This is a genomic window from Nocardiopsis sp. iso_25 (genome assembly GCF_056173305.1).
This window is the reverse complement of the sequence record NZ_CM149667.1, coordinates 3,328,742-3,343,292: the sequence shown is the minus strand read 5'-3', so window position 1 is coordinate 3,343,292 and position 14,551 is coordinate 3,328,742. Positions and strand designations below refer to the sequence as shown.

Genomic DNA, 14,551 nt, shown 5'->3' with positions numbered 1-14,551 from the left:
TGCAGCGGAGGAGGGCGCATGCCGCCCAAGGTCAAGCGGACGAAGAAGGTGACGCTTCGCGGCCAGTGGCTGGGCAAGCGCCTGCGGGAGCTGCGCGAGGAGCACGGCTTCACACTGGAGTACGTTGCCGAGTTCATGCAGCGCGCGAACGGAACGGTCAGCCGGTTCGAGACGGGTGTCTATCCGATTCGCCGTCCGGACGTCCTGGCCCTGCTCGACCTCTACGGCGTCAGTGAGCAGCGCGAGCGCGACAACCTGCTCAAGCTCAGCGAGAGCGTATGGCAGACCGGTTGGTGGGAGGGCTACACCAACGATGTCGTGGACTGGCTCATCGACTTCGTATGGCTGGAGGAGATGGCCGTAGAGCACTGGCTCTTCCAGAGCACGGTGATTCCGGGCATCCTCCAGACCGAGGCATACGCTCGCGAAATCATGGCAACCGCCAACCCCGAGGCGTCTGAGGAACAGATGGAACGATGGGTTGAACTGCGGATAGCACGGCAGGGGCTGCTTCGCCGCGAGAATCCCCCATCGCTGCGTGTGGTGCTGGACGAGTCTGTTCTACGTCGCCGGGTAGGGTCCGCACGGATGATGCGGGCACAGTTTCGAGAACTCGACACGATGGCTGAGCAGGACCACGTGGACATCCGGGTGATCACTTACAACGCTGGCATCCACACGGCTCTCAGCACCGGTTCGTTCGCCATCTACCGGATGGAGGACCCCTACCCCGAGGTCGGCTACGTGGAGACACCGAGAGGTGCCCTCTACGTCGAAACTCCAGACTGCGACCCAATGGTGGAAATGTACGATCAGCTGTGGGAAGCCTCCCTCAGCGCCGAGGAATCGGCCGCGTTCATCACCACGCTCAGCGAGGAACTGAAGTGACCGAGAATACGACGCAGCACCCCACCTCCGAAGAGCTGGAAGGTGTCGCCTGGCACATCAGCAGCTTCAGCGCTGACCGGGGTGGAAACTGCGTCGAGGCCGGTCCCCTCAACGACGGTTCGGGGCGGGTCGCGGTCCGCCACAGCCACTTCCCCGACGGCGCCGCGATCATCTACACCCGCGCCGAATGGGAGGCCTTCACCCAGGGCGTCCGCTCCGGAGAGTTCGACTTCCACCAGTAGGCAACGCCCTCACCCCCCGGCCGATCTGCTGTGAAGGGCCCGGCGAAACCCCGCCGGACCCTCCGCATCACATCACCCGGCGGGGTCAGCCGCCGTGTGCGGCCGACTGACCGACCAGCCGGGACGCGGACGCCCCCGGGGCCAGCGTCAGCCGGTCCCACGAGGCGACGTCGCGCTGGAGCTGGCGGTCGTGGGTGGCGAGCACCACCGCCGCCCCGGTGGCGCCGAGGGCCTCGGTCAGCTCGTCCACGAGAGCGATCGAGAGGTGGTTCGTCGGCTCGTCCAACAGCAGCACATGCGGCCGGGACGCCAGCGCGAGCGCCAGGTCGAGCCTGCGCTGCTGCCCCATGGACAGCTCACGCAACGGCTTGTTCACGTCCGCCGACGAGAGCAGCCCCAGAGAACTCAGCGAGACCGTCTCGCTCTCCCGCACAACTCCCCCGCTCACGAGGCGTCCCAGGTGGGCGTTGAAAACCTCCCGAGCACGACGCGTCCCCGCCTGGGGCGACTCCTGCGTCAGCAGCCGCACCCGTGCGGTGCGCGCGGTGCGCACACCGCCGCCGGTCGGTCCGATCCGCCCGGCGAGCGCTGACAGCAGCGTCGACTTGCCCGCCCCGTTGGCCCCGGTGACCACCAGCCGCGAACCGGAGTCGAGGGACAGGGTGACCGGCTGCTCCAGCCTCCCCGCGACGGTGACCTCCTCGGCCCTGACCAGGGTCACGCCGGGCAGTGCCGCCAGCTCCGGCATCCGGAACCGCAGCGGGGGCGGCGGCATGGTGACCGCGTGCGCCTCCAGGTCGTCGCGCCGACGGTGGACGGAGCGCACGAGCCCGGGCGCGCGGGTCGCCCGTCGGTGCTTGCCGGTGCCCTTGTCCGGACGCCAGCCGCTGACCAGCCGGTTCTGCGCCTCGGACAGGTCCTGGGTGAGTCGGGCGTGCTCGGCCCGCTGCTGTTCGTACTCGGCGGCCCAGCGTTCGCGTTCGGCGCGCCGCCCCTCCTGGTACCCGGCGAACCCGCCGCCGTAGACGCGGGGCCCGCCGTCGGGGCTCGGGTCGAGGTCGAGCACCGTCGTGACCACGTCCGAGAGCAGGGCTCGGTCGTGGCTGACGAGCACCACGCCGTTGCCGTGCCCGCGCAGTTGGGCGGCCAGGAAGTCGAGCCCGGCGGCGTCGAGGTGGTTCGTGGGCTCGTCCAGCAGCAGGAAGTCGTGCGAGGCGCCCAGCAGGCAGGCCAGCCGGACGCGGTAGCGCTGGCCCACCGACAGCTCCGCCAGCGGCCGGGAGCGGTCGGTGACGGCGCCCAGGTTCTCCAGGGCGAGGTCGACGCGCCGGTCGGCGTCCCAGGCGTCCAGCACCTCGGCGGCGTTCAGGGCCGCGGCGTACTCCTCGGCGGCCAGGGGATCGCCCGCGGCCAGTCCCTCGGCGCTGGCGTCGAGCGCGGCCAGGGCCGCGCGGGCGTCGGCGAGTTCGACGTCGATCAGGTCCCCGACGGTACGGCCGCCGGTCGCCCGCATCTCCTGTTCGGCGACGCCGAGGGTGCCGATGCGCCGCACGCTCCCGGAGTCGGGTTCGAGCGCGCCGGCGAGGATGTGCAGCAGCGTGGACTTGCCGCGGCCGTTCTCGCCCACGACACCCCAGCGGGATCGCGGTGTGACGGTCATGTCGACGCCGGAGAGGACCGTGCGGCCGCCGCGGTCGATGTGGACGCCGTTCGCGGTCAGTTGCGCCCGCTCACCGGCGGGCAGCACGAGTTCGGGGTTGAGGGTGGTCACTGTTCCTCCGAACAGAGCTCCGCCCGGCGCGGTGGCGGCGGGGTGTGCGGGAGCTCTTCGAGCTGACGGAAAAGACCCGGGAAGCGGGTCGGTGCTCACGTCGGGCGCCCGCGGCCGCGTGGAGGCGGGGCGGGCGCTCGGGCTCGGATCAGAGGTACAGCGGCAGATGCATACGGCAACCGTAACAAACGGGTCCGCGTGGGCGGAAAGGATTTATCGCGGGCCGCCCGCCCCGTGCCCCTGACATGGTGCTCACGGGCAGCGCCGTCGGAGCCGCCATGGCAGTGCGGAACGCGCGGCGCCCAGGACCCACCCCCCGGCCCCGGGCCGGGCTCCCCCTTCCTCTTCGTCTCGCGCCTTGGCCTTCCTGGAACGCCAAAGGCGGGCAAAGCGTCTAAAGACAAATAAAAAGGAGGTTTCATCTGTGAACGGCGAACATCGCGCATCGGGTACGGGGGTCGCGATCGGTCTTGCCCTTGGCATCGTCCTAGGAACGGTCTTCGACAACCTGGCGCTGGGGATCGTGTTCGGAGCGCTGCTGGGAGCCGCGGTCGGAGCGACGGGCGGGGCGCTCGGCTCGAAGCGTTCGAGCGGCTGAACCCGGAAGGCTCCCTCGCCCGGCCCGTCCCGAGGTCGCTTCTCGGCTTCGCGCGACTTCGGGAGAATCGGACGCCGATGGCGTCCCGGTGACGGCACAGCACTGACAAGTACGGGAGCGAAACGATGAGGGGGTGCGGCCACGGACCGCGCTTCCCCGCGGTTCCGCGAAGGCCGTACCCGGCGCGGCGCGCGGGGGCGCCGCCGGTGCGCCCCCTCACTCCCCGCCGGTGGCGTACAGGTACAGCAGCGCGTTCATGGAGGTGCCGCTCACCAGCTGGCGTCGCCTGACCAGTTCGGGTACCCGGTCCAGCGCCACCCACTCCACGCGCTCGGCCTCCCAGGCGTCCTGGGGTTCGCCGACCCTCTCCGCCGTGTCGGCGACGAAGACGTGGTGCTCGCTGTCGGTCAGCCCGCTGGAGGGCTGGACGTAGACCAGCGGGCGCAGCGGCCCCGTCCGCCACCCGGTCTCCTCCAGCACCTCGCGCGCGGCCGCCCTTTCGGGGCTCTCCCCCGGGTGCACGCCGCCCATGGGGATCTCGTAGCCCCAGGTGTCGGTGATGAACCGGTGCCGCCAAAGCAGCAGGGCCCTGCCCCGCCCGTCGAGCACCACGGCACCCGCCCCGGGCGGTCGGCGGACGACCCGGTGGTCGAACCGGTGCCCGTCGGGCAGTTCGACGTCGGCGGACCGCACGTCGATCCACGGATCGGTGTACAGGGGCTTCTCGGAGTGAACGGTCCAGCGCACGGGCGGCCCTTTCCGTTGGCGGGAAGCGGAACCACCAGACTCCCACGTTCGCGCGCGTGCGCGTGTGGCCGTCGGGGCGACCGTGAGCGGGCCCGCCGGAGACAGGTGCGCGCGTGTGGGAGTCGGGCCACGCGGGCCTCATGCCTTCGGCGGCCGGTGTGGTCCGGGTGTGCCCGGGCTCGGGCCCCACTGTTGGCACGGTCACGTTCGCGCTGGTCAGGCCCGTGGCGGGGTGCCGGCGAGGCACGGAAACGGGCCCACGCCGCCTGACCGGGGGGTTGCCCGGACTTGGTGTTGCCTTTCCCACTCACCCCAAGTGGTTTCAAACACTTTCCAAAGCCCTGACCAGCGCATACGTTGCACGGGTGAACTTTATGCGATCGATACCCAAGCTGACGTTTACCGCGACCTCCAGCCTGCTCATCACCGGCGGGCTGCTTCTGGCCGGACCGGGCGCCGCAGCCGCGGACACGGCCTCCGCCAAGGAGATCGCCGACACCCTCAACGACAAGCTGAACGACGACATGGCCGGTCACATGACCGAGGAGCACGTCGAGAACGCCCGCGCGATGGTCGACGCGGCCAAGGACCGCGACCTGGGCGAGGAGGCCGCCGCCATGGCGGTGGCCACCTCCATCGTCGAGACCCACCTGGACAACCTCGACTGGGGCGACCGCGACAGCGTCGGCCTGTTCCAGCAGCGCGACCACTACGGCTCGCAGGAGGACCGCCTCGACCCCACCTGGGCCACCAACGCCTTCTTCGACGAGCTCGAGCGCGTCTACCCCGAGGGCAGCTGGGACGACACCCCGCTGGGCGAGGCCGCCCAGGACGTGCAGCGCTCGGCCTACCCCGACCGGTACCAGCACCAGGTCGACGACGCCGAGATCATCGTGGACCAGCTCTGGTAACGGACCGTTCCTAGACAGACCTAGACAGACAGGGGAGCGTGCGGACCCCGCTCTCGCATGCTCGTCCGGCGGAGGCCGGTGACCGGGTGCCCGGTCACCGGCCTCCGCCGTTTCACGCCTCCTGACGCGCGGCGTTGGCGGCGAAGGCCTCGCGCAGGTACACGCTCAGCCCCTCGGCGTGGGCGTCGACGGTGGCGGTGAAGCGCTCGTCGTCCGCGTACAGCCGTCCCAGTCCCCGGTGGACGCAGGTGGTGCAGTCGTAGAACCAGCGGGTGATGTGGGCGCGGTGCCGCTCGGCCAGGTCCATCACGGCGGGGCTGTCGGGCGCCTGCCCGTCGTTCATGGCCGCGGCCAAGGCCAGGTAGATCTCCTCGCCCTCGGCGTTGAGCCGCTCCCAGTCGGCCTTGGTGTAGGAGCCGACCCTGCGCTGGGACCGGGTGTAGGCCTCGGTGCCGCCCCAGCGCCGGCGGGCCTCCTCGGAGTGGGCGTCCACGTCGAAGTCGCCGAAGAGTTCGAGGCGTTCGGCGGGGGTCAGGTCGAGTTGCATGGTGTCGGCCTCCATCAGGCGTTCGATGCCGCGCGCCATCGTGCGCAGGCGTTCGATGCGTTCGGTCACCAGCCGGTGCTGACGGGCCAGGTGGGCGCGGGCGTCGGCGGCGGGGTCGTCGAGCAGGGCGGCGATCCGGTCCAGGCCGAAGCCCAGTTCCCGGTAGGTCAGGATCCGCCGGAGCCGTTCGAGGTCCCCGTCGCTTTGACGTCCTCCTCGGGGTGAACCCTGAGGATTCCCACAACCTCGCGGCTGCGGGCGCGATGCGCCTCACGGCGTCCGCTGGTTCCTGTTTCGCTGGCCGGAGCCCCACCCGAAGATGGTGGTCTTACCCAGCCTCCGCAGGCGTTTCAGCTCTCCGCTTCCCGCTCTCGGGCGAGTTTCCGTCCAGCGGCGAGCACGACCCGGGACGCGTTCACATCCCGGTCGTGAACGGCCCCACAACCCCCGCACGTCCATGTACGCACGTGCAGGGGCTTGGGTCCGTCGATGACATAGCAGACCGAGCAGGTCTGCGAGGAGGGCAGGAACCGGCCCACCCTGGCGAAGGTGCGCCCGTACCGGGCGGCCTTGTACTCCAGCATGGCCACGAACGCCGACCAGCCCGCGTCGTGCACGCTCTTGGCCAACCGGGCGCGCCCGAGCCCCTTCACACACAGGTCCTCCACGTACACCGCTTGGTTCTCGCGGACGATACGGGTGGAGAGCCGGTGGTGGAACTCACGACGCGCGTCGGTGACCTTCGCGTGCGCGCGGGCGACCTTGACCCGCGTCTTGGCCCGGTTGTTCGACCCCTTCTGTTTGCGGGACAGGGCCCGCTGGGTCTTCTTCAGCTTCTTCTCAGCCCGGCGCAGAAACCGGGGGTTGGCGACCTTGGTGCCGTCGGAGAGTACCGCGAAGTGCCCCAACCCCAGATCGATCCCCACATCAGCCGGGGTTTCGGGCAGGGGCTGGTCGTCGGTCTCCACGACGAACGAGGCGAAGTACCGGCCCGCGGCGTCCTTGATCACGGTCACCGTGGACGGGGTGGAGGGCAGAGCCCCGGACCACTTGACCTTCACCTCACCCACCTTGGGCAGGGACAGTTTGCCCGCCTCGGTGATCTTCCACCGGGCGTTGGCGGTGAAGCGGACCGACTGGCGACTGTCCTTGCGGGACTTGAACCGGGGCGGCCCCACCCCGGGGCGCTTGCCTTGGAGTCCGTCGAAAAAGTTGCGGTAGGCGGCGTCCAGGTCGCGCAACGACTGTTGGAGCACCACCGACGACACCTCACCCAACCAAGACCGCTCCTCGGTCTTCTTTGCCTGTGTGATCAACCGTGTGGACAGCTCACCGGCGGTTGGGAAAGCCTCTCCGTTCGCGTGCGCGGTCTCACGGGCCCGGAGGGCATCGTTGTAGACCACACGGACACACCCGAACGCCCTGGCCAACGCACCCCGTTGGTCGGCGTCCGGGTACACGCGAAAGGAGTACCGCAACCGCATACCCCTGACAGTAGAGACGGGCTACGACAGAACGTGACCGGGTAAGGACACACAGGAAGTTCGGATCTAAGCAGTCCGGGTCCGTCACCAGGGGCGCCCCGTGTCCACCACCGGGCCTTACTCGCCGGTAACATCTGGGGGCATGAGCCCTGACCGCACCATCGAGGACTTCCGGTTCGACCGGGACACCCGCGTCGAGAAGCTGGCCGACGGCGAGTTCGCCACCACCCTCACCGACGCCTGGACCACCTTCACCTCCCACCCCAACGGGGGCTACGTCCTGGGCGCCGCCCTCAACGCGCTGCGCCAGAACCTGAGCCAGCCCGACCCCCTGGCCGTCTCGGCGTTCTTCCTGCGCCCCGCCGCCCCCGGCGCGGCCACCGCGCGCACCGAGGTGGTGCGCGAGGGGCGCCGCACCGCCACCGGCCAGGTCCGCCTGGAGCAGGGCGGCAAGGAGATCCTGCGCGCCACCGCCACCTACGGCGTCCTGTCCCCCGACCCCTCGGCCCGCGTCCTGACCCTGGACGAGCCCCCGCGCCTGCCCGCCCCCGAGGACTGCCCCGTCCCGCCCGAGTTCGACAACCCCGAGGGTCTGGGCATCGCGCGCAGCGTCGACTACCGCTACCCCGGGCGGCCGGGCTGGCTGGACGGCAGGAAGGACGGCCGCCCGTACGCCGAGTTCTGGATGCGCTTCGCCGACGGGCGCGAACCCGACACCCACGCGCTGGCCTCGATGGTGGACTTCGCTCCTCCGGCGGTTCTGGAGATCGGCGAGTTCGCGACGATCACCGTCGAGCTGAGCGTGCACGTGCGCGCCAGGCCCGCCCCGGGGTGGCTGGCCTGCCGGGTGTTCACCAAGCACGTCTCCGGCGGCCTGCACGAGGAGGACATGGAGATCTGGGACGCCACGGGCACGCTGGTCGCCCAGTGCCGCCAGTTGGCCATGCTCCTCTGATCGGAGCTCCCCCTGGCGCGGTGAGGCTCTCGGCGCGGGCCCACCCGCGCCGCGCCGAGAACGCTCCCCCGCCCGGACACGGAGCCGCCGGCCCTCCTGCCCGGACCGGGCCAGCCGACGGCTGCTCCCGTCACCGCCCGAGGGACCGACCCGCCCGGTTCAGGACGTGGACCGGTCCCCGCCGCTCCCCCGCCCGAACTCAGACCACGGCGCGGAAATGCGTGGTCAGGCGCCGGTCCTCGTCCAGGATGTGGAAGGCCACCCCCGGGGGCTGGTCGCGGTTGGCCGCGGGCTCGCCCTCCCAGGGCATGCGCAGCGTCCACGTCACGCCGGGCGCCAGCAGCAGGGGCCGCCCGGCGAAGGTGGTCGCCCCGCCGGTGTGGGCGTGCCCGACCAGGATCCCCGCCACCCGCGGGTGGGCCCGCAGCAGCCCGGACAGGTCGTCGGCGTTGTCCAGCCGCATGGAGTCGGGCAGCGGGTGGTGGACCCGCACGGGCGGGTGGTGCAGGGCCAGCAGGGCGGGCTGGTCGTCGGGCAGGGCGCTCAGCGTCTCGTTGATCCACACCAGGGTGGCCGTGTCCAGGTGGCCGCCGTCCTCGCCCGGAACCGTCGAGTCGCAGGTCAGCACCGCCGAGCCCCCCACCTCGTGCACCTGGTTGAACGGCTCCTCGGACGGCTCCTGACCCAGCAGCGACGCGCGCATCCGCCCGCGGTCGTCGTGGTTGCCGGGGCAGACCAGCACCGGGAAGGGCAGGTCCAGCAGCCGGGCCGCCTCGCGGTACTCCTCGGCGGTGGCGTGGTCGGCGATGTCACCGGTGACCAGGAGCGCGTCCGGCTCCTGGGCCAGGCCGCGCAGGTACTCCGCGGTCCGGGCGGCGCGCCCGGTGGTGCGGTCGGTCCCGTCCAGGTGCAGGTCGCTGATGTGGGCGAGCAGGAGCGTCATGGCCGTCCTTCGTCGGTCGCGGGTGCGTTGCGCCCTCCGGGACCGCGCGGACCTGCCGCTGGGAGGGCGCACGGAACCCGTGCGGCCGGGAACCCCCGGCTTCCGCCCCGTGCCCGCCCCAGGCCGTTGACCGGCCGTTTCCCGTCGGGTGAAACGAGGCTATTGCGCGCGCCGCGAGCGGGACAGGGTGGTTCCCCGCCCGCGTTCGGCGGCCGCGGCCCGGGTGGAGCCCGGGCGACCACAACAATCTCTGTGTTCAAAACGACCAGAAGATTTACCGGTCGGCAAACCGTGGGTCATGCTCTCGAAACCGGTGCGGATGCGACCGGCGCCACGGAGCGGTGTAACGGCCGCCACGTTCCCGCCTCGGGCGATCCGTCGGCCCGCGAGCGCCCGCCCGCACCGCGGACCTGCAGCAACGGAGAGAGCCACCCCATGAGCATCCAGCGCATTCTGCGCGTCGGCGGCGCGGTCGCCGCGGCCGTCGTCATCGGCGCCGCGGCGGTCAACGCCTCGTCGACCGGCGGCGACGGCGCCGAGGCCGTACGCAGCCGACTGACCACGATCGTGCCCGCCGCGCCCGGCGGCGGCTGGGACCTGGTGGGGCGCGAGGCGCAGAACGCCTTCCGCGAGGGGGAGATCGTCGCCAACAACCAGGTGGTCAACGTTCCCGGCGCGGGCGGCACCATCGGCCTGGCCCAGGCGGTCCGCCAGGAGGGCAGGGCCAACATGCTGATGGTGACCGGCACGGTCATGATCGGCAGCATCATCGTCAACAACTCCTCGCACGACCTGGGGGACGTCACCCCCATCGCCCGGCTCGCCGACGACTACGAGGTGGTCGTGGTCCCCGACGACTCCCCGTACCAGGACATGGGCGACCTGGCCGAGGCCTGGCGCGAGGACCCGGGCGGGATGGCGATCGGCGGCGGCTCCCTGGGCGGCACCGACCACCTGCTGGCCGGACTCATCGCCTCCGACGTCGACGTCGACCCCCAGGACGTCAACTACATCGCGTTCTCCGGCGGCGGTGAGGCGCTGACCTCGCTGCTGTCGGGCAGCGTCGACGTGGGCATCAGCGGCTACAACGAGTTCAGCGACCAGATCGAGGCGGGCAACGTGCGCGCCCTGGGCGTCTCCGCGCACGAGCGCGTCGAGGGCATCGACGTTCCCACCCTGGCCGAGCAGGACATCGACGCGGTCCTGCCCAACTGGCGGGGTTTCGTGGCCCCGGCCGGTATCACGGAGGAGGAGCGCGCCGAGCTGACCGCGATCGTCACCGAGATGCACGACACCCCCGAGTGGGCGCAGACGCTGGAGCGCAACCGCTGGGACGACACCTTCCAGACCGGCGAGGAGTTCGAGGAGTTCCTCGCCCTGGAGACCGAGCGCATCACCACCATCACCGAGGAACTGGGCCTGTCTTGAGTACCGACGCCACCACCCCCGTCCGGGCGACGGAGCCCGCCGCCCCGCCGCCCCGCCCCTCCTGGTGGCGGGGCAGGTCCGAACTGCTGGTCGCCGCCCTGGTGCTGGGCATCGCCGGGTTCATCGCCGTGCAGACCGCGGCCATGCCGGTGCCGCCGGGCACCGAACCGCCCGGTCCGCGCTTCTTCCCCACCCTGGTCGCGATCTTCATGGGCGTCACGGGCGTGGCCCTGGCCGTGCAGGTCCTGCTGCGCCCGGCCCGCACCGCCGACGCGCCGACCACCGGAGAGAACGCCGAGGCCGCCACCGCCGACACCGACGGGAGCGCCCCGGCCGGTGAGGCGGGGCCCGCGCGCATCGACTGGCGCTGCCTGGGGATCGTCGTCGCCTCACTGACGGTGTTCATCCTGCTGCTCCAGCCGGTGGGCTGGCTGCTGTCCGCGGCGCTGCTGTTCTTCGGCGTGGCCTACGCCCTGGGCAGCCGCCGGTACCTGTTCGACGCCGTGCTGTCGCTGGTGTTCTCCTCCGTCATCCAGCTCGCCTTCGTCGCCGGTCTGGGCCTGAACCTGCCGGCCGGAATCCTCGGGGGCATCTTCTAAATGGACGTTCTCACCAACCTCATGGCGGGGTTCGCCAACGCGCTGAGCCCCGAGTACCTGTTCCTGGCGCTGCTGGGCGTCATGCTCGGCACGGCCGTGGGCGTGGTGCCCGGCCTGGGCTCCTCCATGGCCGTCGCGCTCCTGCTGCCGGTCACCTTCCACCTCGACCCCACCGGCGCGTTCATCATGTTCGCCGGTGTGTACTACGGCGGGCTGTTCGGTGACTCCACCGCCGCCATCCTGATGAACACGCCGGGGCAGGCCTCGGCCATCGCCACCGCCATCGAGGGCCACAAGATGGCCAAGCGCGGGCGGGCGCCGCAGGCGCTGGCCACGGCGGCGATCGGCGCGTTCATCGGCGCGATCGTGTCCACGGCGCTGGTGGCGTTCTTCTCGCCGGTCATCGTGCAGTTGGCGCTGCAGTTCGGCCCCGCCGAGTACTTCGCGCTCACCGTCTTCGCGTTCGTGGCCACCTCCGCGGTGGTCTCGGACTCGGCCGTGCGCGGCCTGATCGCCCTGGGCATCGGCCTGGCCATCTCGATGGTGGGCATCGACGGCCTCAGCGGCGCCGAGCGCTTCACCCTGGGCGTGCCCCAGCTCTTCGAGGGCTTCAGCATCATCACGGTGACGGTGGCGCTGCTGGCGATCGGCGAGGTGCTGCACGTGGCCGCCACCGCCCACGCGGGCGACGCGGCGCGCGGTGGCCTGCGGCGCACCGGCACCCCCTGGCTGAGCCGACGCGACCTGCGGCGCACGCTTCCGGCCTGGATGCGCGGAACCCTGTTCGGCCTGCCGTTCGGGTCCATCCCGGCGGGCGGCTCGGAGATCCCGACCTTCCTGGCCTACGGCAGCGAGCGCAAGCTCGCCGCGCGGCGCGCCCGGCGGGGCAAGGGCAAGGGCGAGGACGAGTTCGGCGAGGGCGCCATCGAGGGCGTGGCCGCGCCGGAGGCCGCCGCCAGCGCCACCGCCGGAACCGCGATGGGCACCCTGCTGGGTCTGGGTCTGCCGACCTCGGCGACCGCCGCGATCATGCTGGCCGCCTTCCAGCAGTACGGGATGCAGCCCGGTCCGCTGCTGTTCGAGCGCGACGGCGACCTGGTGTGGGCGCTGCTGGCCAGCCTGTTCATCGGCAGCGTCATGCTGCTCATCCTCAACCTGCCCTTCGCGCCGCTGTGGGCCAAGCTGCTGCTGGTCCCCAAGCCGTACATGTACGCCGGGATCGCGGTGTTCTCGTCCCTGGGCGTGTACGCGGCCGCGTCGTCCATGGTGGACCTGTGGCTGATGCTGATCCTGGGCCTGGTGGCTCTGATGATGCGCCGCTTCAACATTCCGCTGGCCCCGGTGCTGATCGCGGTCGTCCTGGGCCCGGTGGCCGAGACGGAGCTGCGCCGCGCCCTGGCCGTGGGGCAGGGCGACGTGTCGGTGCTCGTGGACAGCGGGATCACCCTGGGCATCTACGGGCTGCTGCTGACGATCGGCCTGGTCGTGGCCGTCGGCCGACTGCGCGCCCGACGGGCCGCGGATAAGGACCACACCCCGGTGGAGGCGGGCCGCGGCTGACTCCGGCCAGGCCCCTCCCGGGCGCGGCGGCACGGACCACTCCCCGTGCCGCCGCGCCGTTTCTGTTCGTGCCCGTGCCCGGTCGGCGGCCGACCGGTGCTCTTCGGGGGCCGCGCGGCCCGGCGAGGAACACTTTCTCCGAACCGGCCGCCCTCCCGCGTCCGGCCCCGGTCTCAGGAACCCCCGCCGGTCGTGGCCGAGGGCCCCCGCGGGCGCACGCCCGCGAACGCGATGTCCAGCAGACGGCCCGCCTGCGCGCCGTCGGGGTGGTCCTCCGTGGCGAGCGAGATGGCGCTGACGAGCGCGACCAGGTCCTCGGCGCGCACACCGGGGCGCACCGCCCGCGCCCGCCGGGCGCGCTCCAGGAGTTCACCGGCCGCGGCGGTGATCATCGCCGCGCAGCCGTCGTCGCGCTCCAGCAGGTCGGCGTCGCGGCCGTCCCGCAGCAGCGAGGCGGCCAGACCGCGGCTGGCCTCGGCGTAGGCGTTGAAATCCCGCAGCCAGGCGAAGAGGGCGGGGCCCGGCCCGTTGGTGCGGGAGTGCTCCCGCGCCCTTGCGCAGAGCGCTTCGGCGCGGTCGTGGAAGACCACCTCCAGCAGGCGGCGCCGGGAGGGGAAGTGGCGGTGCAGGGTCGCCGAGCCCACCCCAGCCCGACGGGCGATCTCCTCCAGCGAGGCGTCGACGCCGTGGGCCGCGAAGGCCTCCTCGGCCACGGCGACGATGCGTTCGTAGTTGCGCAGGGCATCCGCGCGCAGGGGCTTTCGCGCCGTGCTCTCGACCACCGTGACCTCCTGGACTTGCTAAGTGGGGTGGATCTCCGGTTATCTTAGCGGAACGAAGTGGGGGGGCACCCCACTTTCTTCGCGAGACTGGGGAGAACGACCATGCGCGCTGTGCGGTACGACCGATTCGGCCCGCCCGAGGTGTTGCGCGTCGACGAGGTGCCCAGGCCGAGTCCGGGAGCGGGCGAGGTGCTCGTCGAGGTGCACGCCGCGAGCGTGGACGCGGGCGAGGTCGCCTTCCGCTCGGGCAGGATGCGCGGGATCACCCGCGCCCGGTTCCCCCGGGGCGTGGGCGTCGACTTCACGGGCCGCGTCGCTGCGGTGGGCGCGGGAGTGCGCGCCTGGCGGGCCGGGGACGCGGCGTGGGGGCTCATGCCGCACTTCGCCTTCGGGGCCATCGCCGATCACGTCGTCGTCCCGGAACAGCGGCTCGCCGGCGCGCCCGGGAACCTCGGCCTCCTGGAGGCCGCCGCCCTTCCGGGGGCGGGCACCACCGCCCTGACCGCGCTGACGGACAAGGCCCGCCTCGCGCCCGGTGAACGACTCCTGGTCCGCGGCGCCACCGGAGGTGTGGGCAGCGTCGCGGTGCAACTGGGCAAGGCGCTCGGCGCCGAGGTCACCGCCCTCGCCGGTGCCCGCAACCTCGACTGGATCCGGGGGCTCGGCGCCGACGAGGCCCTGGACTACCGCACGACCCGGCCGCGGGACCTCGGCCGCTTCGACGTCATCGTCGACCTGGTCGGCACCGACCTCGGCGCCTACCAGGCGCGGCTGGACCGGGGCGGGCGCATGGTCGCGCTCGCCTTCGATCCGGACCGCGTCCTCAGGTCCCTGCTCGGCACCGGGCTACGGGCCGCCGTGCGGCCCGGCCGGACCAAGCTCTTCAGCAACAACCCGTCGGCGGAGCGCATCGCCGAGCTCACCCGCGCCACCGAGGAGGGGAAGGTCCGCCCCCTGGTCGACACGGTCTTCCCCATGGACGACGTCGCGGAGGCCCACCGCAGGCTGGAGGCGGGCGGCGTCCGCGGGAAGTACGTCATCGACGTGCGTCGCCCCTAGCGGCGACGTGTCGGGCCGTGCCCGTCGGCGGCGGTGG

The 14,551-nt window shown here is 71.9% G+C and carries 15 protein-coding genes and 1 pseudogene; 9 read left to right on the top strand and 7 right to left on the bottom strand.

The window, feature by feature from the left end:
- Positions 1-18 precede the first annotated feature (18 nt).
- Positions 19-888, top strand: a complete 870-nt coding sequence (locus AC0VX6_RS14550) for a helix-turn-helix domain-containing protein (RefSeq protein ID WP_475469194.1) — start codon at positions 19-21, stop codon at positions 886-888.
- Positions 885-1,130 (top strand): DUF397 domain-containing protein, encoded by a 246-nt coding sequence (locus AC0VX6_RS14545; RefSeq protein ID WP_274973239.1) that lies wholly within the window; start codon positions 885-887, stop codon positions 1,128-1,130. The genes AC0VX6_RS14550 and AC0VX6_RS14545 overlap by 4 nt, the downstream gene beginning before the upstream one ends.
- Positions 1,131-1,215: 85 nt before the next feature.
- Here the strand turns inward: AC0VX6_RS14545 and AC0VX6_RS14540 are convergent, their stop codons facing one another.
- Positions 1,216-2,901 carry an ABC-F family ATP-binding cassette domain-containing protein gene (locus AC0VX6_RS14540; protein WP_475469192.1) on the bottom strand — a complete coding sequence of 562 codons (1,686 nt, stop codon included), beginning with the start codon at positions 2,899-2,901 and terminating at the stop codon, positions 1,216-1,218.
- A gap of 424 nt (positions 2,902-3,325) precedes the next feature.
- Here AC0VX6_RS14540 and AC0VX6_RS14535 point away from each other — a divergent pair, with 424 nt between their 5' ends.
- Entirely contained in the window at positions 3,326-3,499 is a 174-nt protein-coding gene (locus tag AC0VX6_RS14535; RefSeq protein ID WP_274973237.1) for a glycine zipper domain-containing protein, read from the top strand.
- Between the two features lie 216 nt (positions 3,500-3,715).
- Here the strand turns inward: AC0VX6_RS14535 and AC0VX6_RS14530 are convergent, their stop codons facing one another.
- On the bottom strand, positions 3,716-4,246 hold the full coding sequence (locus AC0VX6_RS14530) for an NUDIX hydrolase (protein ID WP_475469190.1): 531 nt from the start codon (positions 4,244-4,246) through the stop codon (positions 3,716-3,718).
- Positions 4,247-4,620: 374 nt separating this feature from the next.
- On the opposite strand from AC0VX6_RS14530, the gene AC0VX6_RS14525 reads away from it, so the two are divergent.
- The gene (locus tag AC0VX6_RS14525; protein WP_274978150.1) at positions 4,621-5,157 is read left to right on the top strand and encodes a hypothetical protein; all 537 of its coding nucleotides are present in this window, start codon (positions 4,621-4,623) and stop codon (positions 5,155-5,157) included.
- A gap of 112 nt (positions 5,158-5,269) precedes the next feature.
- Here the strand turns inward: AC0VX6_RS14525 and AC0VX6_RS14520 are convergent, their stop codons facing one another.
- The 3 genes and pseudogenes from AC0VX6_RS14520 to AC0VX6_RS14510 form a co-directional block, all read right to left on the bottom strand.
- Positions 5,270-5,704, bottom strand: coding sequence for a TipAS antibiotic-recognition domain-containing protein (locus tag AC0VX6_RS14520; RefSeq protein ID WP_475469355.1), 435 nt, complete (start codon positions 5,702-5,704; stop codon positions 5,270-5,272).
- A gap of 30 nt (positions 5,705-5,734) precedes the next feature.
- Positions 5,735-5,884: pseudogene (locus AC0VX6_RS14515) on the bottom strand (MerR family DNA-binding protein); the annotation flags it as partial.
- Between the two features lie 170 nt (positions 5,885-6,054).
- Positions 6,055-7,188 carry an RNA-guided endonuclease InsQ/TnpB family protein gene (locus AC0VX6_RS14510; protein ID WP_475469188.1) on the bottom strand — a complete coding sequence of 378 codons (1,134 nt, stop codon included), beginning with the start codon at positions 7,186-7,188 and terminating at the stop codon, positions 6,055-6,057.
- Positions 7,189-7,330: 142 nt separating this feature from the next.
- Here AC0VX6_RS14510 and AC0VX6_RS14505 point away from each other — a divergent pair, with 142 nt between their 5' ends.
- Complete coding sequence (locus AC0VX6_RS14505; protein WP_274973234.1) at positions 7,331-8,143, top strand: thioesterase family protein; 813 nt, start codon at positions 7,331-7,333, stop codon at positions 8,141-8,143.
- A 199-nt stretch (positions 8,144-8,342) separates the two neighbouring features.
- Here AC0VX6_RS14505 and AC0VX6_RS14500 read toward each other — a convergent pair whose 3' ends face one another.
- On the bottom strand, positions 8,343-9,086 hold the full coding sequence (locus AC0VX6_RS14500; RefSeq protein WP_475469186.1) for a metallophosphoesterase: 744 nt from the start codon (positions 9,084-9,086) through the stop codon (positions 8,343-8,345).
- Positions 9,087-9,521: 435 nt separating this feature from the next.
- On the opposite strand from AC0VX6_RS14500, the gene AC0VX6_RS14495 reads away from it, so the two are divergent.
- Genes AC0VX6_RS14495 through AC0VX6_RS14485 form a run of 3 tightly spaced genes read left to right on the top strand, consistent with a single transcriptional unit; the run spans position 9,522 to position 12,673 of the window.
- Positions 9,522-10,514 (top strand): Bug family tripartite tricarboxylate transporter substrate binding protein, encoded by a 993-nt coding sequence (locus tag AC0VX6_RS14495; protein ID WP_274973231.1) that lies wholly within the window; start codon positions 9,522-9,524, stop codon positions 10,512-10,514.
- Complete coding sequence (locus AC0VX6_RS14490) at positions 10,511-11,113, top strand: tripartite tricarboxylate transporter TctB family protein (RefSeq protein ID WP_274973230.1); 603 nt, start codon at positions 10,511-10,513, stop codon at positions 11,111-11,113. Before AC0VX6_RS14495 ends, AC0VX6_RS14490 begins: the two co-directional genes overlap by 4 nt.
- Complete coding sequence (locus tag AC0VX6_RS14485) at positions 11,114-12,673, top strand: tripartite tricarboxylate transporter permease (RefSeq protein ID WP_475469184.1); 1,560 nt, start codon at positions 11,114-11,116, stop codon at positions 12,671-12,673. It begins immediately after the preceding gene.
- A gap of 173 nt (positions 12,674-12,846) precedes the next feature.
- On the opposite strand, the gene AC0VX6_RS14480 is transcribed toward AC0VX6_RS14485, so the two are convergent.
- The gene (locus tag AC0VX6_RS14480; protein ID WP_475469182.1) at positions 12,847-13,455 is read right to left on the bottom strand and encodes a TetR/AcrR family transcriptional regulator; all 609 of its coding nucleotides are present in this window, start codon (positions 13,453-13,455) and stop codon (positions 12,847-12,849) included.
- A 102-nt stretch (positions 13,456-13,557) separates the two neighbouring features.
- Here AC0VX6_RS14480 and AC0VX6_RS14475 point away from each other — a divergent pair, with 102 nt between their 5' ends.
- Complete coding sequence (locus AC0VX6_RS14475) at positions 13,558-14,514, top strand: NAD(P)-dependent alcohol dehydrogenase (protein ID WP_475469181.1); 957 nt, start codon at positions 13,558-13,560, stop codon at positions 14,512-14,514.
- Positions 14,515-14,551: the final 37 nt, after the last annotated feature.

Bases quoted from the DNA above. Each gene is read 5' to 3' on its own strand.
- AC0VX6_RS14505 (WP_274973234.1), top strand. From the start codon at position 7,331: ATGAGCCCTGACCGCACCATCGAGGACTTCCGGTTCGACCGGGACACC.
- AC0VX6_RS14475 (WP_475469181.1), top strand. From the start codon at position 13,558: ATGCGCGCTGTGCGGTACGACCGATTCGGCCCGCCCGAGGTGTTGCGC.
- AC0VX6_RS14525 (WP_274978150.1), top strand. From the start codon at position 4,621: ATGCGATCGATACCCAAGCTGACGTTTACCGCGACCTCCAGCCTGCTC.
- AC0VX6_RS14495 (WP_274973231.1), top strand. From the start codon at position 9,522: ATGAGCATCCAGCGCATTCTGCGCGTCGGCGGCGCGGTCGCCGCGGCC.
- AC0VX6_RS14485 (WP_475469184.1), top strand. From the start codon at position 11,114: ATGGACGTTCTCACCAACCTCATGGCGGGGTTCGCCAACGCGCTGAGC.
- AC0VX6_RS14520 (WP_475469355.1), bottom strand. From the start codon at position 5,704: ATGCAACTCGACCTGACCCCCGCCGAACGCCTCGAACTCTTCGGCGAC.
- AC0VX6_RS14500 (WP_475469186.1), bottom strand. From the start codon at position 9,086: ATGACGCTCCTGCTCGCCCACATCAGCGACCTGCACCTGGACGGGACC.
- AC0VX6_RS14510 (WP_475469188.1), bottom strand. From the start codon at position 7,188: ATGCGGTTGCGGTACTCCTTTCGCGTGTACCCGGACGCCGACCAACGG.
- AC0VX6_RS14550 (WP_475469194.1), top strand. From the start codon at position 19: ATGCCGCCCAAGGTCAAGCGGACGAAGAAGGTGACGCTTCGCGGCCAG.